Here is a 17341-nt window from a genome sequence, read left to right on the forward strand (position 1 = left end):
CGCTAAGCTGACCCTCAACTGCCACCCACCTCCGCCACAGCCATGATCGGCGCCCCGCTTTCCTCCTCCGCCTCGCTGTTTTCCACCGCGTCCCTCCGCCCGCTGAATGCCCCTGCGGCGGCGCCGCGTGCCGGTGAACCGGCTTGGCTGGACGGGCTGGGCGCCGGCGGCGCCGCCACGCTGCGTGCCGACGTGGCCGTCGACCAGCGCGGGCTTTCAGTCCAGCAGCACGCGGAGCGCGTGCTCGCCGCCCTCGTTGCCTGAACTGCTGGCCCAGCCGCGCTGGGCCGAGGCCGCCCAGGCGCTCATTGGTGGCTGCCTCGACCTCGGCCCCCGCCAGGAAGGGGCCATCGCGCTGATGGAGACCGTCTGCACCGGCCTGGGCGACCAGCTCTATCCGGCCTTTTTGCGCGTGCTGGCCGAAGTCAATCTGCGCGGCGAATATGCCGCCCGTGCCGCCGTGGCCCAGACCCTGGCCCAGTCCCTCTGCCAGGGCCGCCTGCCCAGCGGTTCGCGCGCGGCCTGGGGTGCGCATCAGGCGGGCGTGCAGCGGCGCAGTCTGGGCCCCATCGAATACCTGTGCCTGGCCGCCTGGCCCCGCGCAGGCGAGTCGAGAGGGACTTCCGAGTTGTCGCCCGAGCAGTTCCAGACCCTGGCCAGCGCGGTGATGGAATTGCTCGACTGCGACGCCGAGGCGCGCACGCTCTACGCCGGCCACCTGTGCGCCGTCGCCGACGACCCGCTGGACGGCACCATGCCGCGCGAGGTGCGCGCGGCCCTGCGCGCTTTCGCGCAAAGCTGGCGCAGCCATCCCGATGCGAGCCGGGCCTGCGCGGCCTTTGTCGACAGCCTGGGGCGGGCCGGGCGCTAAAGCTTGCCGACCGCCTCGTAGCGGGCCACGCCCACGACGCCAAAGACGGCGCGCGTGGACTGTCCCCCGAGGCTGGTCACGGTGATCGCCTGTTGCAAGGGCATCTGGCTGATCAGGGGCTGCGAGCCCAGGGCGACCCTGCGGGAGGCCTGGACCTGGGCCAGTTCAATGGACCGGACGACAGCGTCCGTCGCCACGACGGTGGGAAGTTTCATCAAAGAAAGCGTCTGCATCGCGCGGCACCGTGCCGCGGCAGGGTCAGCGAGGCTTGCGTGGCAGCAGCCCGAACGACCCAACCGTGCATCCTAGGCAACGGACCGGTCCGCGCCGGGCGCGCCGTTGCACGGCGTGTGGCAGATTGCCGCCTGGCGGGCAACTCGCAACCCAAAGTCCCCCGGGGACGGTGCCGCGCCCAGCCGGCTCAAGCACGCTGGCATCATGCGCCGCCACGCACATGCAGGCCCTATCGCCACCCATCTCGACGCCCATGCCCAACAACAAACCCAAGAAGTGGATTGCAGCGGTTCTCGGTCTCCTGTCGCCGCCGGTCGGCCTGCTCTATGCCGCACACGCCAGGGCGGCCCTGGCCTATTTCGCTCTCAGCATCGTGGTGGGAGTTCTCGGCTTCCTGTCGCAGGCATGGAAGCTGCCAGTCAATGCCGCGGCACTGGTGCTCATGATCGCGGGTGCGTCGCATGCGTACCGGCGCGCCAAGCACTACCCCGACGCGAAGCCACGCCCCGGCTACAGCCGCTGGTACGGCATCCTGGGCGTCGTCGCTTGCGTCATCACGGCGGTGCTGGTCTTCAGGGCCTTCTTCTTCGAGCCCTTTCGCGCCCCTTCGTCGTCCATGCTGCCGACCATCCCGGCCGGCGCCAACCTCATCGTCAAGAGATGGGGTTATGGCAACTACGGGACCTTCGGCAAGACCTTCCTTCGCACGACCCTCTCTTCGCCGCTGGCCCGAGGTGACTTGATCGTCTTCGAGTTCCCCGAGGACCGATCCGTCGTCTTCGTCAAGCGCCTCGTTGGCTTGCCCGGTGACAGGATCGCCTACCGCGGCAAGCAGTTGTTCATCAACGACGCGGCCGTGCCGCTGCGGCCCGCTGGGACCTACTTCGACGCCGAATCCAGGCGAACCATCCCCCAATTTGTCGAGACCCTGCCCGGCAGCGAGCACGCCGTGCTGATCGGCGAGCAGCCCTTCTTCCTGCGGCCCGACTCGAAGTTCGCCTTCTCCGAGAAATGCAGCTACACCGTTGACGAGATGGCCTGCGAAGTGCCGCCCGGTCACTTCTTCACCCTCGGCGACCACCGCGACAACAGCCGTGACAGCCGGATGTGGGGCTTCCTGCCGGCCGATCACATCGTCGGCAAGGTCGTGTTCGTGGGGTCGTAGCCACGGGGCACGGTTGGCCGCCTCAAGGCGGATTGAAATGCGCGCCCTGGGTTTTGCAAGCTTCCTGCCGCGGGAGCGGCCATGGCTCAAGGCCTTCGGGCCTCATGGCGCCTTCACCAAGGCCTGCAATACGGAATCCGCCGCACCCGGCAGCAGCGGCATCAACAGCGCGATCGCCTTGGGCCAATGCGCCAGCAGGAGCCCCTGGGGGCTGGCATCCTCGCCGGCTGGGCCCTCCGGCGTGTTGCCCCGGGGCTCACGCTCATGGCATCGCTGCAGCCACGCGGCGGCGGACAGGAAGGCCGCTGCCAGTACCAGGCTGAGCATCAGCCCACCCATCAGGCTGACCGTGGGCGCCAGCGCCAGTGCGGGCTCGCGCGCTTCCTTGATCATCAGCGCCGCGCACAGCCGGTACATGGCCGTGAGGCAGGAGATCCAGATCAGCATGAGCGCCGCACCGCAATACAGCAGCCGGGTGATCGCGCGCATCTGCAGCATCCGGTGATTGCCATGCGCGCCGGGGATCAGCAGCAGCGAGAACGCACACAGCAAGGCCGAACTGGCGACGAAGGCCATCGCGGCGTTGCAACTGCCCAGGAACCGGAAGCGGGGCGAGATCGCCGCGAGGTTGTCCACCATGGGACCGAAGGCCAGCAGCGAAACACCGAGATCGACCGTGTAGTGGTAGAGCGCGCTGCCTATCAGCGTCAATACGCCGAGGAACACCACCCAGGCCGCGTGCCCAAGCCGCCGCCTGTGGCGCACCGCGCGGTCCAGTTCCAGGCCGCACACGCCGATCACCACCAACGCGGCCAGCCATTGCAGGAAGCTCAGGCACAGCCACCACAATGCCGCGTTGACCACCAGCGCCGCTTCGGCCAGCGGCGTCTTGGCGGGGTAGCCCGGCAGCAGCAGGGCCTTGAAATCAGGCTTGGGCACCGCGACGCGATTCAGCTCGACCAGCGCGTCCATGGCGCCCAGCAGCGCGACGATGGCGAGCACGGCCAGCAGCGGCATCACGGCACCGTTGCAGCAGGCAAGATAACCAACGAAGCTCCGCCAGGTGCCCGCCGCAGCCTGCGCAGGCTTGGCGGCTCCGCTCACGATGCGCGCCCGTTCTCGCACGACGGTACGCCCTCCTCGGGCAGGACCGTCGGCGCAGGCACCGGCGTTGGCATGAGCGTTATCGTCACTTCGTCCAACGTCACGCGCGCCGGCCGCCAAGATTCACTCGGCAGCAGCCGCAGCGCGATCAGGCCCTTGCTCTTTCGGCTTGCAATGCCGTACTGCAGCGGGCCGGCGTCCGTCGCGGCCACCGGCCCTTCGAACGTGGCCTCGTGCTCCTTCAATACCCCTCGCTCAATCACCCGGAAACGGTCATGGTCGCCCGGCTGATGCCTGGAAGCCAGCGCAATCAGCGCCACCTGGTAGGACATCGGATCCCAGGTCGGCCCATCCAGCGACACAGCCTGGGGGCTCGGCTTGCCGCCCAGCGTCGTCTTCGCCAAGCCGGCCACCCAGTCGAAACGCGTGTGGACGTTGTGCTCCGGGCTGGACTCATCGCGGTGCACGTATTCCATCGGCAGCAGCCGTTCACCCTCGATGCGAATCACGCTGCATTCCTGGAAGCGGCGTTCGACGAAAGCGACGCTCACCGTGGTGCGCATCGTGTAGACGATGAAGCGCGACGAACGCCGCAACTCGATGCTGGCCAGAGCGGTGGCCGTCAGGAAGGCCACCTTCTGCCGCCCTTCGTAGCGCCCGCTGAAGGGTTGCACGGCGCTGGCGGGCTGAGCGCTGGCGCACTCAGGCGCCAGTACCCCCGCGAGCGTCATCGCAAGCAACGCGGTGGCCGTGGTGCGCCAGGCTCGGAATGGGCGCGAGCTTCGGGTACGGCGCATGCAGTGTCGGTGGGTGGGATTTCTCAGGCCGAAAGGATGCAGCGGCCGCATCGCAGCCGCATCCTCACAACTGGTGACGGGCGCGGCGCTGGCCGCTCTGCGGCGCCAGACTTGCTCGGCGCTCTTTGTCAGAGCGTTGCGCTGTTCGGGTCAGAGTTCCCAAGACCCAAGATCGGCCGGCCTAGCCCTCCGCCAGGGCCAAACGCGTCGCCTCATCGCTGGGAAAGAGGTGCTCCACCTTCAGCGACGCCAGCGTGATGTCCAGCGGCGTGCCGAAGCTGGTGATGGTGGAGAAGAAGCTCAGCACCTGGCCGTCCGCCGCACGCAAGCGAAAGGCCAATACCGGCAGGTTGCCGGTCTCGACGGCGGCCCAGGGCTGCAGCGTCGGGCGCAGCTCGTCCAGCAGCGCGCGCAGCCGCGGCAGGTGCTCGGCCTCGCGGCAGGCGCGGGCCCACATCTCGCCGCACAGCCAGGCCTCGTCAACACACAGCGAGCGCAGCCCGCCGGGCGCAAAGACGGCGCGCAGCAGATTCAGCGGCTGGCCGAGCATCGCCTGGCCCGGCAAGCCCAGCAGTGTCATCAACCGCGCCAGGCCCTCGTTGGCCATGACGACGTTGTATTCGCCGTCCAGCACCAGGGCCGGCGCCGCGCCGTTGGCGTGGATCAGCTGCTCCAGCGCGGCGCGCACCGGCGCCATCTCGGGTGCGTCCAGCGCGCGCTCCGTGTGTGCGGGCGCGTAGCCGGCGGCCAGCAGGGCCTGGTTGCGCTCCTGAAGCGTCGCGCCGAGGGAATCGAGCAGCGCGATCAGCGTCTCGCGGCCGGCGCGCGCACGGCCCGTCTCGATGCAGCTGAGATGGCGTTGCGAGACGCCGGCGCGCAGCGAGAGCTCCAGCTGGCTGACGCGGCGCGACTTGCGCAGGGTGGCGAGGGTGGCGGTCATGGCGATGGCGTGGGTAGCAAATGGACGATGCCGGCGGCGAGCAGCAGGATCAAGGCAAGCACGTCCAGCTTGAAGACGGTGGCCAGGGCCGACGATAGCGGACCGGCCTGCAAGGCCAGCAGCAGGAAGGACGCGACGCTGACGAGGCCCGCGACGAGCCCGAGGCCGCGCAGCGCCGGCTGCCAGGCGGCCCAGGCGAGAAGGGCCGCGAGCAGGCCAAAGAGCACGGCGCGGTGGCGCAGCAGCAGCTCCAGCGCGGGGTCGCGGGCATCGACGCCGTAGAGCGCTGACAGCTTGGTGGCGCCGAGCACGCCGGCCAGCGGCAGCGCATGCAGCAGGGCGACGAGGGCCAGCGCGAGGGGCACGAACAGCTTCATGAGGCCGGACCATAGGCCATGCATCGCGCTGCCGCGATGACCTCCCAGGTCATTGCGGCGATGCACGCGACTGGCGAGCATGAGGCCATCAACCACCCCCCAAAGGAGATCGTCATGAGAACCGTCCTGATCCTTGCCCTCGCCGCCTTCGGTGCCTTCTCGACCTATGTGATGTGGCAGGTCGGCTACCTCGGCATCTGGCAGGCCGGCATGAGCAGCCTCGGTGCCTGGCAGGTGCTGGCGGACCTGGTGATCATGTCGTGGATCGCGCTGGGCTTCATCTGGCGCGACGCGCGGCAGACCGGCCGCACGGTCTGGCCGTTCGCGCTGATCACGCTGGCGGCCGGGTCCTTCGGGCCGCTGCTCTATCTGCTGCTAAAGCCTTCGGGCCGCAGCGAGTTCAAGGCGGGGTCGGCTGTGCCAAGCCGCTGAGCGCGGTTTGCAGATTGGCACGTGCCTGCACCTCGAAACGCTCGCGCAGGGCCGGCGTGCCGTAGAGCGCGGGCCGCGCCAGAAAGCCGGCCAGGATGGCACCGCGCTTTTCATTGAAGACGGCCGCCGGCACATGGGCGTATTCGCGGCGGATCTGCGCCTCGTACTCGGCAAAGCGCTCTGGCGCCGCGCCCAGGATGGCGAGATCGATGTCGACGAGCAGCTGCTCGTCCGGTGTCTGCGGCGCAGCGCTGTGGCGCGTGGCCAGCACCAGGGCCGCGACGCTGTCGGCCACGTCGGCCGCCGCGCCCGCGTCAAGCAGCGCGGCCCGTGCCCAGTCGGCGCTCTGAGCCTCGTTGTCATGGCGATGCACGTCGTAGATCGCGTCGTGGAACCACAGCGCGATCTCGATTTCGGCGGGCCGCTCGGCGAGATGCGCAAACTCGTCGAACAGCGCCAGGCACTCGTCCAGATGCTGCTGCGTGTGATAGCCGCGATGCGGCTCCGCATAACGGGCCAGCAGCTCGGTCTGCAGAGCCTCGCCACCGCGAGCCCCCAACGCGGCCCAGGCCTGCTTCATACCGCCGCCGAGCGCGCGCGATCTGGCACGGCGAGAACGTAGCGGGGTCGGGTCAGCATGTAGCCATGTTAGGTCGGCCTGGCGAGGCAATGCGGTTGGCGGTCACGCGGCGCTCGCTCGAGGGGCGTGACTGTCGGTTTCGAGCTGATTGCGGCTCGTCGCGTCGAGGCCTGCTGAATAGCGGCTTTCGACCCATTGCAGACCTTCGCCGCGCCAATCGGAGGGTCGGTGGTGCAGCGGGAGCGGACATGGGTCTTACGATGTTCGGCGGGAAGAGCACCAGCTAAACCTGAACAGGCGATCACGCCTTACCAAAGGCTTGAGCCTTCGAAAAGATGAACCCCGCCTTATCAGACATCGTCTTTCTGTCAGTTTGGACAGTCCTCGCGCTTGTTACAGGGCTTGTTGCGTTCCGCCGCCAGCGGTCTCCGCTGGCGTGGTTCTGCATTGGAATGTTAGTTCCCGTCATAGCGCTCGCCCTGGCATCGCAGCCCACCCGGCCGGAAGGGCAGCACGATAGTCTGACCGTTAAGACGTTGTTCGCGCTATCCCCAGAGGCCGTGGCCTGGGGCTATGTAGTCTTGAACTCGGACGGCTCTAGAGACTACTGGAACGTTGCGCCTTGGTTCGTGGTCGCTTCCTTGCCGATCTGTGGGCTGTTGTGCCTAGTGGTTTTCGGGTTCAGCGCTATGGCGAGAGCCAACGAAAAGGGGATGCTTGAAGCAAAGGCCAAGTCGCACGCGCCAGCGAAAGATCCACCTCACCGTAGATAACGGCGTCGATTTGGGCAATCGCTCCTGTTTTCTTTGATGGAAGACCGCTTCCAGCCTCAAGCGGGTGCTCGCGCGAAGGCAGCGAAAGTCAGCAGATGGCCGTGAGCTGACCTCGTTGGTCGGCTTCTCCCGCCGGAAGCGGGCCCTTCGCGTCAGAACTCCATCGAGCTGACGATCTGGCTTGCCCGTTGAACTTCACCCGCCGGCCGCCATGGAAATGGACGATCGCACCATCCCTTCTTTGATGCGCCGGCACCGGGAACCTGGGGTCAGGTGCTACTTAACCTCGGCGCGGGTGGAACGACGAAGAAGAAGTACGAGTACAACGTCAAGGTCAGGCGCGAAGGTGTTGACAGGGCCCTGGCTCAGATTCACATCATCTATCCGTAGCGAGGACGCGGCGTTGCCACGCCGCTCTCCGCCTCACCTTGAAAAGCGCCAGAGAGCCGCTGGGCAGGTTCTCGCGATGCAGCGCGCCCGGGTTTGAGGGGGTGCCGTGAACCGGCTCTACCAGTCGCGAAGTCCGCGGTCGGGCCGTGGCGTCAAGGCGCTTTCGCGTAGGCCGCCATGAACACCCGCACCGCCTCGCGCAGCAGTGCCCTGTCTTCGCGCGCGTCGGGCATGTCGAGCATCARCARSCCGCGGATGTGGCCGTCGCCAAGGAACATGGACAGGAACAGGTCCGCCGCCTGGCGCGGGTGCCGGATGTTCAGCGCGCCCTGCGCATCGGCGCGGCGCAGATAGGCCGCCAGGTCGCCGATCAGCCGGTCGGCCCCCTGCCTGTAAAAGGCCAGGCAGGCCTCGCGCTGCACCGCGGCGGCGCCATAGATCGAGCGGAACTTGCCCAGCACGTCCTCCTCGCGCGCCAGCGCCAGGAACTGCTCTCCGACGGCCAGCAGCGCCTTCTGCGGCTGCGTCGGGTCCAGCGCTTCGACGCCAGCGACCCCCCCCATCACGCGGTCGGTGCGATCGCGAATCACTGCCTCGAACAGGCCTTCCTTCGAAACGAAGTGGCTGTAGATGGTCATCTTCGAGACGCCGGCTTCGGCGGCGATGGCATCGACGCTGGCCCGCTCCAGACCGTGCGCATTGAAGTGGCTGTGCGCCGCTTCCACGATGCGCCGCAAGCGCTCGGGGTCGCGCGGCCGGCCGCGACGCGGTGGGGACTCGACTGGCTTCTCGTTTTCGGGCATTCGCGGCTTTCTGTACTTGACAGTCCAATATATGCCATTAAACTTACTGGACTAGAGAGTCCAGTATATGAAGCCTTTCACACAGCCCGCCCCGAATCGCAATCGCCACCCCGGCGCCCGACCGACCCGCCTCATCTCGGCCGCCGCGGCGCTGACGATCCTGTCGGCCTGCTCGGCACCGCCCAGGCAGCCGCCGGCGCCCTCAGTGCCGCTGTCCGCGGCATTCGCGCAGGTCGGGTCGGCTGTGGCCGGCCAGGTCTCCGATGGCGCCTGGTGGGCCGGCTACGGCGATCCGGTGCTGACGGCGCTGATCGAAGCGTCCTTGTCTGCCAACCAGGACGTGGCGGTCGCGCTGCAACGCGTTGGCCAGGCTCGCGCCGGCCGCGATGCCGCGGCCTCTCGCCTGTGGCCCACGGTGGGCGTACAGGCCTCGGCCTCGCGCAGCGACAGCGGGCTGCCCGACCCCGTCAAGCAAGGCATGCCCGACACGCGTGCGTTGCGCGCCGGTGTCGACGTGGCCTGGGAGATCGATCTCGCCGGCGGCGTGCGTGCGGCACGCGACGCTGCGCAGGCTGATGCAGCCGCAGCAGCGGCCGGTGTACAAGGCGCACGGCTGCTGGTGGCCAGCGAAGTGGCGCGGCAGTACTTCGTGCTGCGCAGCGCCGAGGAGCGTCTGCGCATCGTGCAGGCTCTCGCGGCGGCCCAGCGCGAAACGGCGACCCGCGTCGCCAGCCGCCTGCGCGAAGGCGAGGCCAGTGCTTTCGACCTGGATCGCGCGCGCGCCGAAGCCGGGGCGCTCGACGCGCAAGTGCCGCCGTTGCGAACGCTGGCGGGCACCTCGCAGACGCGGCTGGCCGTGCTGCTGGGTCGCAACCCGTCGGCACGCGTTGTTGACGAGAACGCAGGCTTTGCCTGGCCTGCTGCGCGCGAGATCGGCACCGGCCAGCCCAGCGAATTGCTGCGGCGCCGGCCCGACCTGATCGCTGCCGAGTCGCGCGTCGCGGCCGAGACGCTGCGCGGCGCCGAGGCGCGAGCCCAGTACTGGCCCAAGCTCTTTCTGAGTGCCTTGTTCGGTCGCGAGGACCTGCGGCTGAATGCACTCGATCTCGCGCCGGTGCATTTCTCGAACGTGGCGCTGGCCTTTGCCATGCCGGTCTTCAACGCCGGCCGCATCGACGCGGGCATCCGCGCGCAGTCGGCGCGGGCCGACGAGGCGCTGCTGGTGTGGCAGAAGGCGGTGCTGGTCGCCGTGCAGGAGGTCGAGGACAGCCTGCTCGTGCGCACCCAGGAGGCCGAGCGCGCCGCAGCGCTGGCCAGCACGGTCGAACATCGCCGCCGCTCGCTGCAGCGCGCGCAATCGCTGCAGCGCGAAGGGCAGATCGACCTGCTGGTGCTGCTCGACGTGCAGCGCTCGGTGTTGTCCAGCGAGCTCACCCTGGCGGACAGCCGCCTGCAGCAGGTGCTGGCCGACGTGCAGCTCTACAAGGCCCTGGGTGGCGGTCTCGAGCCGACCCGTGCCGGCAGTGCCATGACTTCCTTTGCCGAGAGGGCATTCCAGTGAACAGAATTTTCTTTGCCATCTCCCTCCTGGCCCTGGCCGCCTGCAGCGGCCCGCCCGCGCCGGTCGCCGCCGTCAAGCCGGTCTTCGTGACCCCCGTCAGCCCCGCCGCGTCGGCGCAAACGCGCAGCTTCACCGCCGTGGTCCGCGCCCGTGTCGAGACGGAGCTGGGTTTTCGCACCGGCGGCAAGGTGGTGGACAGGCTCGTCGAGGTGGGCRACACCGTGAAGGCCGGCCAGGCGCTGGCGCGGCTGGACCCGGCCGACTACCAACTGGCGGTGAGTGCCGCCGCCAACCAGGTCCAGGCCGCGTCGGTGGATGCGCAGCAGGCCGCCTCCGACGAAGCGCGCCTGCGCCGCCTGCTGGCCGACGGCTCGGTGGGCGCTGCCGATCACGAGCGCCAGAAGGCGCGTGCCGACGCAGCCGACGCCCGGCTTGAGCAGGCGCGCCGCCAGCTCGACCTGGCACGCAATCGCGAGGGCTACGCGACGCTGGTGGCGCCCTATGCCGGCGTGGTCACCGCGCTGCGCTTCGAGCGCGGCCAGGTGGTGGCCGAGGGCCAGCCGGTGCTGTCGCTGGCCCGCGAAGGCGAACGCGAGATCGTTGCCGAATTGCCCGAGGAGTGGGTCGGCCGGGTGCGCACGCTCGCCGCCACGGCCACGCCCTGGCAGGACGCCAAGTCACCCCTGAGGCTGGTGCTGCGCGAGCTCTCGCCGCTGGCCAGTGCGCAGGGCCGGACCTTCCGCGTGCGCTACGCAGCCGCCCAGGAATCGCGCGCGCAGGTCGGCGCGCTGCCACTGGGCAGCACCATGCAGCTGAACCTGTCCGGGCAAGCGACCGGGCCGGCGACCACCGCCGTGCCGGTCACCGCGCTGGTGAAGGCCAGCGCGTCCGCTGGGGTCTGGGTGCTCAACGCCAAGGGCTCCGGCCTGGTGTTCACACCCGTGCAGGTGGTGGCCATGGACGACGCCCGAGTGCACGTCACCGGCCTGGCCGCCGGCAACCGGGTGGTCAGCGTCGGCGCGCAGAAGCTCGATGCCGGCATCACCGTGCGCGCCGTCGAGCGCACAGCCGAAGCCGGCACGGCTGCGGTCGCCAGGAGCGGCTCGTGAAGCGCTTCAACCCGTCCGAATGGGCCGTCACGCACCGGGCGATGGTGCTGTTCCTGATCATCGCGACGCTCATCATCGGCGGCTTCTCCTTCAGCCGCCTGGGCCGCCTGGAGGACCCCAGCTTCGACGTGCCGACGATGACGGCCATCGTCGTATGGCCCGGCGCCACCGCGCAGGAGGTGCAGGACGAGGTGCTCAACCGCATCGAGCGTCGGCTGCAGGAGCTGGACCATTTCGACTACGTGCGCAGCTTCGCGCGCCAGGGCTATGGCGGCATCACGCTGTGGATGAAGGGCGGCAGCAGCAAGGCGGAGCTGGAGAACGCCTGGTACCAGGTGCGCAAGAAGATCGGCGACGTGCGCCAGGAGTTCCCCGAAGGCGTGCGCGGGCCGTTCTTCAACGACGAGTACAACGACCGCTACAGCGTGCTCTACGCGGTGAGTGCGCCCGAGCTGTCGATGGCCGAGCTGCTGACGGTCACCGAAGACGTGAAGCGGCGCATCCAGAGTGTGGCCGGCGCCGGCAAGATCGACGTGCTGGGCAAGCAGGCCGAGCGCGTGTTCGTTGAAGTCTCAACGCGGCGGCTGGCGGCGATGGGCATCGCCCCGACCGCCGTGTTCGACGCGCTGGCGCGGCAGAACCTGGTGGCCCCGGCCGGCTCGGCCGACACCACCCACGACCGTGTGCAGGTGCGGGTGGACGGCGGCCTGCGCAGCGCGGCGGACGTGGCCAACGTGACGCTGGAGGTGGGCGGCCAACTGCTGCGGCTGGCCGACATCGCGACCGTGCGCACCGGCTTTGAGGATCCGCCGAGCATGGCCATCCGCCACAACGGCGTGCCGGTGCTGGCCATCGGCGTGACCATGCAGGCCAACGGCAACGTGCTGGACTTCGGGCGCGCGCTCGACGAGCGGCTGGCGCAGGTGCGGCAGGAACTGCCGGCGGGCGTGCAGATCCAGCAGTACGCGGATCAGCCGCGGGTGGTGGCGGAGTCCGTCTGGGAGTTCGAGCGCTCGTTCCTGGAGGCGCTGGCCATCGTGCTGGCCGTGTCCTTCCTGTTCCTGGGCTGGCGCACCGGCATCGTGGTGGCCGCGTCGGTGCCGCTGGTGCTTGGGCTGGTGGCGGCCGTCATGTACGCCGCCGGCTGGGCGCTGGACCGCATCTCGCTGGGCGCGCTGATCATCGCGCTGGGCCTGCTGGTCGACGACGCCATCATCGCGGTGGAAATGATGGTGGTGAAGCTGGAAGAAGGCTGGGACCGCATGCGCGCTGCCACCTACGCCTACACGTCCACCGCGTTTCCGATGCTGACCGGCACGCTGGTCACGGCCGCCGGCTTCATGCCCGTGGGCTTCGCGAAGTCGATCGCCGGCCAGTATGCGGGCGGCATCTTCTGGGTCGTCGGGGCGGCGCTGATCCTGTCGTGGGTGGTCGCCGTGGTGTTCACGCCCTACCTTGGCGTGCTGCTGCTGCCGAAGAACCTTGCGACCGGTACACACCACGACCCCTACGACCGGCCCGTCTACCGCTGGCTGCGCGGCATCGTCGATTGGGCCGTGCGGCGCCGGGCCTGGGTGCTGGGCATCACGGTGCTGGTTTTTGCGCTCGCCGGCGCCGGCATGCTGATGGTGCAGCAACAGTTCTTCCCGACCGCGTCGCGGCCCGAGCTGCTGGTGGAACTGCGGCTGCGCGAAGGCGCGTCGTTCACCGCCACCTCCGCCCAAGTGAAGCTGCTTGAGGCGCGCCTGGCGAAGGACCCGGACATCGAGTTCTTCACCGCCTACACCGGCGCCGGCACGCCGCGCTTCTATCTGTCCATTCAGCCGGAGCTGCCGAACCCGGGGTTCGCGCAGATCGTCGTCAAGACGGCGGGTACCGAACAGCGCGAACGGGTGCGCGCCCGTCTCCTGGACCTGTTCGCCAAGGATGAAGCCCTGCCCGACGTCAACGCCCGCGTGACGCGTCTGGAGTTCGGACCGCCGGTGGGCTTTCCGGTGCAGTTCCGCGTGATCGGCCCGGACAAGGCGCAGGTGCGCGAGATCGCCTACCGGGTGCGCGACGCGGTGCGCCAGAACCCGCTGGTGCGCGACACGCAACTGGACTGGAACGAGCAGGTCCGCTCGGTGCAGGTCCACGTCGATCAGGACAAGGCGCGGCTGCTGGGCCTGTCCAGCGCGGACGTCCAGGGCCTGGTGCAGACCACGCTGGACGGCGCGCCGGTGACGCAGATCCGCCGCGGCGAGGAACTCGTCGACGTGGTCGTGCGGGCGACGCCCGACGAGCGCAAGAACATTGGCCAACTCGGCGACCTGCAACTGTTCACGCGCAGCGGCGTCAACGTGCCGCTGTCCCAGGTGGCGCGGGTCGAGCCGGGTTTCGAGGAGCCGGTGCTGTGGCGGCGCAACCGCGACATGGCGCTGACCGTGCGCAGCGACGTCGTCGACGGCGTGCAGGGCCCCTACGCCACGGCGCAGATCCGGCCATCGCTGCAGCCCATCATCGACAGCCTGCCCGCGGGTTACCGCATCGAGGAAGGCGGCGCCATCGAGGAGAGCGACAAGGCCAACAAGGCGCTGTTCGCGGTGTTCCCGGCGATGTTCGCGGTGATGCTGACGCTGCTGATGATCCAGCTGCAAAGCTTCTCGCGGCTGTTCATGGTGTTCATGACGGCACCGCTGGCGCTGATCGGCGTGGTGCCGGCACTGCTGCTCTTCAATGCGCCGTTCGGCTTCGTCGCGCTGCTGGGCGTGATTGCGCTGGGCGGGATGATCATGCGCAACTCCATCATCCTCGTCGACCAGATCGACCAGGACATCGCGCGCGGCGTTGCGCCGTGGGCCGCGATCGTCGACGCCACGGTGCGGCGCTCGCGCCCGGTCGTGCTGACGGCCGCCGCCGCGGTGCTGGCCATGATCCCGCTGACCCACAGCGTGTTCTGGGGGCCGATGGCCATCTCGATCATGGGCGGCCTTGTCGTGGCCACGGCGCTGACCCTCGTCTTCGTGCCGGCGCTGTACGCCGCCTGGTTCCGCGTCCGGCGCGACAGCCCCGCGCAGGCGCCCGACGCGGCACCCATGGCGGCCAGCGCGTGACGGGGCTGCTCGCAGGCGCTGGACCCATGGCGGCACCAGCGCCACTTCGCCATGGCGCACATGCTGTCAGGCGGCGCGCACTGGCTGCTGAGCCCTCACCTCTTCCAAACGCTGATGCGCCGCGCCTTCCCAGACGACGGGCAGCTGGTTCTTGGCCTGGAGGTAGTGATGCGTGAAGACGCCCAGGTATGCGTCAAGCGTCTTGCCGGCGGCCTCGTCACCCGCCAGGTTCAGGCACTGCGCGGCCACCTCGCTGGTGCAGAAATGGTCGCCGCAACGTGACCGACGCAGCCTGTATTGCGAGGCCTCGGCGGGCGTCAGGCTGAGCACCGGCATGGAGTTCAGGTAGGGGCTTCGGCTGAACATCTTGCGCGCCTCGGACCAGGTGCCGTCCAGCAGGATGAACAGCGGGCGCTTGGCTGCTCCGTCCTGGCCCGCGACGTGCGGCCGAACGGTATGCACCACACGCTCCGGCGCGGCGTACTGGCCCGGGAAGACGACGTAGGGATCCCAGGCCGGCTCGCTCAACAGGGCCAGGAGCGCGGGGTCGGGCTCGGTTCGCGACCAGCCGAAGGCGAAGGTGTCTGCGACGGTATCCGCGATCAGCCAACCGGTGTTGGTGGGCTTCAGCGGCTCGATGTCGGCCATCAGCAGGCACACCGCGGCGCGCGTGTTCACCGACGGGCGCAAGGCGCACATGCAGTGCGTGGAGACCAGCCGGCAGCCTTCGCAGCGCTCGCGCTTGAAGCCGCCGCGAGCCGAGAACGGCTTGGTGGCACTCGCCAGGCGCGCGGCGCGCAGAAGGGATACGGCATGAGACATGCGCGGATTGTCGGAGCACTGCTCATCCAAACGGATGCCCCCATCCCATCCGTCTGTCGGCTGTGCAACCCGGGTGGCGCTTCCTAGACTGCCCTGCAACGAGTGGATTGCGAGCGGGCCAAAGCCGGTGACGCGGCGGATGGGCGGCCAGCCCGATCCAGTTGACAGGGAGATTTCCATGCTGACTTCCTCGATTGCGCGTAGCGGTCGACGCCTTGCCGCGCTGCTGGCGCTGGCCGGGGCCGCACTGTGCTGCCCCGCCCCCGCGCTGGCCCACAACGACGGCGCCTACTGGCACGACTCCGGGCCCGCGGCGCACAACCCCCAGTGGATGCTGACCCTCGGCGCCACGAAGAAGCTCACCGAGCTGTCCCTGCCGGGTACGCATGACAGCGGAACCTTCCACGGTGTAGGCGGCCCCATCGCGCAGACGCAGACCATGACCATCCGGGAGCAGCTGGATTCGGGCATCCGTTATCTGGACATCCGGCTCAAGTACTACGACCTCCTTGCGCTTCAAGACTGCAACCAGTACTACCAATCGTCGAACTGCGCGCTGCTGGTGTTTCACGGCGGTGTCGACATGTTCCTGCCTTTCGAGAGCGGCGTACTGCAGCCGACCGTCGCCTTCCTGAAAAGCAACCCGTCGGAACTGGTCATCATGAGCGTCGTCATGGAGACGGCCGACTGCAAATGCGACCCAGCGCCTGCGCTCGACGCATTGCTGGACCAACCCGCCGTCATCGATGGCGTGGCCACAGGTCAAAAGTATGCGGACTATCTGCTGCCCGCCACTTGCCCGGGTCCGGCCACATTGACCTTGGGCCCGGTGCCCCCGCTCAATTCGAAACCCGATCCGAACTCGTGTGACGCACGCGGCAAGGTCCTGCTGACCCACCAATACATGGGTCCGCTGTCCACCCGCCACTACTACCGGCCCATCATTTCGATGGGATACACGGCCGTGCTGTTCGACAAACTCCGCAGCAATCTGGACCTCTATCACCGGCTCTGGCTGCCCGTCAAAAGCCATCTTGCAGACGCAGCCAATATCACCGGCACCAGCCAGCTCTACTACGTTGGCAGTGGTGGCTCTGACGGCGGGTTTCCCTATTTCTTCGCCAGCGGCCATTCCAGCGCCGAGACGGGTGCCCCGCGCCTGTCGACCGGGCTGGTGGACGGCGCCACCGCCGACGCATTCACCTTTCCCGACTTCCCGCGCACCGCCTGCGCCCTCGGCCTGTGCACCATCTCCTACGAGGGCATGAACACGCTGATCGCGGACTATGTGATGCGTCCGCAGTTCCACCTCCCCGGCAGCCGCATCGGCATCATCCGCGCGGACTTCCCAGGGTCGCGCTTCATCACGGCGGTAGCCAGCGTGAACGCAGGCGTCACCTTCAACCGCCCGACCTTCGGCTACACCCTGGTGACCTCGGACAGCCGGCCCTACACCCCCGGTACCTGGACCAACCGGCAGGTCGTCATCACGCCCCAGTGCGACGTCGTCTGCATCGGCAATCGAGCGGTCGTGTCGGAGGACACGCCCAACGGCTTCAGCTACACCCTGACGGGCGGTGGCTACAGCGTCAGCTTCACGACCAGCCCCGTCAGGGTCGACCTGAAGCCGCCGACCATCAAGGCAGCCGCGACGACGCAACCCGGCGCAGCGGGCTGGTACACCGGCGACGTGGTCGTGCGCTTCACTTGCGCCGACACGGGCGGCTCGGGCGTCGCGGTCTGCCCCGACGACCTGGTCCTGAGCAAGCAGGGCACCGTGTCCTCCGGCTCGAAGTACGCCGTCGATGTCGCGGGCAACAAGAGCGACAGCAGCAACATCGTCACGGTCAAGATCGACAAGACACCCCCCGCCGTCGTCTACCGCGGCAACCTGGGCTCGTACGCGCCGGGGCAGAGCGTCGATATCACGTGCGAGGCCATGGACAAGGAGTCCGGTGTGGCGTCGACCAACTGTGCCGATATTCGCGGCCTGGCGTCTTCTTTCGGCCCGGGCAGCCACCGCTACAGCGCCATCGCCGCCGACGTCGCCGGCAACACGGGCATGGGTGCGGCCACCTTCACCGTCGTGGCGTTGCCGGGCGATGTGAACTTCGACGGCGCCATCGACTGCCGCGACCAGGCTGTGGTGAAGACCGCGTTCGGCAAGCGCGCCGGCATGCCCGGATTCGACGCGAGAGCGGACGTGAACGGCGACGGCGTGGTCGACATCCGGGACCTGGCGTTCATCGCGCAAAAGCTTGCCGCGGGCACGACCTGCCCCTGAGCGGCCG

General features: G+C 68.7%; 15 protein-coding genes. 8 read left to right on the forward strand and 7 right to left on the reverse strand.

The window, feature by feature from the left end; all coding sequences use genetic code 11:
- Nucleotides 1–42 precede the first annotated feature (42 nt).
- Together ACXJKJ_RS00475 and ACXJKJ_RS00480 are read left to right on the forward strand one after the other, a co-directional pair.
- On the forward strand, nt 43–264 hold the full coding sequence (locus tag ACXJKJ_RS00475) for a hypothetical protein (protein ID WP_056201207.1): 222 nt from the start codon (nt 43–45) through the stop codon (nt 262–264).
- Entirely contained in the window at nt 257–871 is a 615-nt protein-coding gene (locus ACXJKJ_RS00480) for a hypothetical protein (protein WP_457388462.1), read from the forward strand. Before ACXJKJ_RS00475 ends, ACXJKJ_RS00480 begins: the two co-directional genes overlap by 8 nt.
- Here the strand turns inward: ACXJKJ_RS00480 and ACXJKJ_RS00485 are convergent.
- Nucleotides 868–1086, reverse strand: a complete 219-nt coding sequence (locus ACXJKJ_RS00485) for a hypothetical protein (RefSeq protein WP_056201214.1) — start codon at nt 1084–1086, stop codon at nt 868–870. The two genes, ACXJKJ_RS00480 and ACXJKJ_RS00485, sit on opposite strands and share 4 nt — an antisense overlap.
- 272 nt (nt 1087–1358) lie before the next feature.
- On the opposite strand from ACXJKJ_RS00485, the gene lepB reads away from it, so the two are divergent.
- A complete protein-coding gene (gene lepB / locus ACXJKJ_RS00490; RefSeq protein WP_457388464.1) occupies nt 1359–2270 on the forward strand; it encodes a signal peptidase I in 912 nt (303 codons plus the stop codon).
- Nucleotides 2271–3370: 1100 nt separating this feature from the next.
- Here the strand turns inward: lepB and ACXJKJ_RS00495 are convergent.
- The 3 genes from ACXJKJ_RS00495 to ACXJKJ_RS00505 all read right to left on the reverse strand — a co-directional run bounded on the left by ACXJKJ_RS00495 (nt 3371) and on the right by ACXJKJ_RS00505 (nt 5569).
- Nucleotides 3371–4048 carry a DUF3108 domain-containing protein gene (locus tag ACXJKJ_RS00495; RefSeq protein ID WP_457351977.1) on the reverse strand — a complete coding sequence of 226 codons (678 nt, stop codon included), beginning with the start codon at nt 4046–4048 and terminating at the stop codon, nt 3371–3373.
- A gap of 304 nt (nt 4049–4352) precedes the next feature.
- Nucleotides 4353–5111: a helix-turn-helix domain-containing protein gene (locus ACXJKJ_RS00500; RefSeq protein ID WP_457388466.1), complete on the reverse strand. Its 759-nt coding sequence runs from the start codon at nt 5109–5111 to the stop codon at nt 4353–4355.
- Nucleotides 5108–5569: a phosphopantetheine adenylyltransferase gene (locus ACXJKJ_RS00505; protein ID WP_457388467.1), complete on the reverse strand. Its 462-nt coding sequence runs from the start codon at nt 5567–5569 to the stop codon at nt 5108–5110. The genes ACXJKJ_RS00500 and ACXJKJ_RS00505 overlap by 4 nt, the downstream gene beginning before the upstream one ends.
- 33 nt (nt 5570–5602) lie before the next feature.
- Between ACXJKJ_RS00505 and ACXJKJ_RS00510 the strand changes: the two genes are divergently transcribed.
- Nucleotides 5603–5920, forward strand: a complete 318-nt coding sequence (locus ACXJKJ_RS00510) for a DUF2834 domain-containing protein (protein WP_457388469.1) — start codon at nt 5603–5605, stop codon at nt 5918–5920.
- Here the strand turns inward: ACXJKJ_RS00510 and ACXJKJ_RS00515 are convergent.
- Nucleotides 5889–6500 (reverse strand): HD domain-containing protein, encoded by a 612-nt coding sequence (locus ACXJKJ_RS00515; RefSeq protein WP_457388470.1) that lies wholly within the window; start codon nt 6498–6500, stop codon nt 5889–5891. The two genes, ACXJKJ_RS00510 and ACXJKJ_RS00515, sit on opposite strands and share 32 nt — an antisense overlap.
- A gap of 1315 nt (nt 6501–7815) precedes the next feature.
- Nucleotides 7816–8466 (reverse strand): TetR/AcrR family transcriptional regulator, encoded by a 651-nt coding sequence (locus tag ACXJKJ_RS00520; protein WP_457388471.1) that lies wholly within the window; start codon nt 8464–8466, stop codon nt 7816–7818.
- Nucleotides 8467–8533: 67 nt separating this feature from the next.
- Here ACXJKJ_RS00520 and ACXJKJ_RS00525 point away from each other — a divergent pair, with 67 nt between their 5' ends.
- From ACXJKJ_RS00525 to ACXJKJ_RS00535, 3 genes are read left to right on the forward strand one after another with little or no spacing between them, the layout of a single operon-like run.
- The gene (locus ACXJKJ_RS00525) at nt 8534–10027 is read left to right on the forward strand and encodes an efflux transporter outer membrane subunit (RefSeq protein WP_457388473.1); all 1494 of its coding nucleotides are present in this window, start codon (nt 8534–8536) and stop codon (nt 10025–10027) included.
- A complete protein-coding gene (locus ACXJKJ_RS00530; protein ID WP_457388475.1) occupies nt 10024–11136 on the forward strand; it encodes an efflux RND transporter periplasmic adaptor subunit in 1113 nt (370 codons plus the stop codon). The genes ACXJKJ_RS00525 and ACXJKJ_RS00530 overlap by 4 nt, the downstream gene beginning before the upstream one ends.
- Nucleotides 11133–14228 (forward strand): efflux RND transporter permease subunit, encoded by a 3096-nt coding sequence (locus ACXJKJ_RS00535; RefSeq protein WP_457388477.1) that lies wholly within the window; start codon nt 11133–11135, stop codon nt 14226–14228. The genes ACXJKJ_RS00530 and ACXJKJ_RS00535 overlap by 4 nt, the downstream gene beginning before the upstream one ends.
- Nucleotides 14229–14294: 66 nt before the next feature.
- Here the strand turns inward: ACXJKJ_RS00535 and ACXJKJ_RS00540 are convergent, their stop codons facing one another.
- The gene (locus tag ACXJKJ_RS00540; protein WP_457323842.1) at nt 14295–15050 is read right to left on the reverse strand and encodes a tRNA-uridine aminocarboxypropyltransferase; all 756 of its coding nucleotides are present in this window, start codon (nt 15048–15050) and stop codon (nt 14295–14297) included.
- A 178-nt stretch (nt 15051–15228) separates the two neighbouring features.
- Here ACXJKJ_RS00540 and ACXJKJ_RS00545 point away from each other — a divergent pair, with 178 nt between their 5' ends.
- Complete coding sequence (locus ACXJKJ_RS00545) at nt 15229–17334, forward strand: dockerin type I domain-containing protein (protein ID WP_056190862.1); 2106 nt, start codon at nt 15229–15231, stop codon at nt 17332–17334.
- Nucleotides 17335–17341 lie beyond the last annotated feature (7 nt).

The sequence above is a fragment of the Roseateles sp. P5_E1 genome (assembly GCF_054049335.1).

Excerpts from the sequence above, each read along its gene's own strand:
- ACXJKJ_RS00475 (WP_056201207.1), top strand. The coding sequence starts at position 43 with ATGATCGGCGCCCCGCTTTCCTCCTCCGCCTCGCTGTTTTCCACCGCG.
- ACXJKJ_RS00485 (WP_056201214.1), bottom strand. The coding sequence starts at position 1,086 with ATGAAACTTCCCACCGTCGTGGCGACGGACGCTGTCGTCCGGTCCATT.
- lepB (WP_457388464.1), top strand. The coding sequence starts at position 1,359 with ATGCCCAACAACAAACCCAAGAAGTGGATTGCAGCGGTTCTCGGTCTC.
- ACXJKJ_RS00500 (WP_457388466.1), bottom strand. The coding sequence starts at position 5,111 with ATGACCGCCACCCTCGCCACCCTGCGCAAGTCGCGCCGCGTCAGCCAG.
- ACXJKJ_RS00505 (WP_457388467.1), bottom strand. The coding sequence starts at position 5,569 with ATGCTCGCCAGTCGCGTGCATCGCCGCAATGACCTGGGAGGTCATCGC.
- ACXJKJ_RS00510 (WP_457388469.1), top strand. The coding sequence starts at position 5,603 with ATGAGAACCGTCCTGATCCTTGCCCTCGCCGCCTTCGGTGCCTTCTCG.
- ACXJKJ_RS00515 (WP_457388470.1), bottom strand. The coding sequence starts at position 6,500 with ATGAAGCAGGCCTGGGCCGCGTTGGGGGCTCGCGGTGGCGAGGCTCTG.
- ACXJKJ_RS00525 (WP_457388473.1), top strand. The coding sequence starts at position 8,534 with ATGAAGCCTTTCACACAGCCCGCCCCGAATCGCAATCGCCACCCCGGC.
- ACXJKJ_RS00540 (WP_457323842.1), bottom strand. The coding sequence starts at position 15,050 with ATGTCTCATGCCGTATCCCTTCTGCGCGCCGCGCGCCTGGCGAGTGCC.
- ACXJKJ_RS00545 (WP_056190862.1), top strand. The coding sequence starts at position 15,229 with ATGCTGACTTCCTCGATTGCGCGTAGCGGTCGACGCCTTGCCGCGCTG.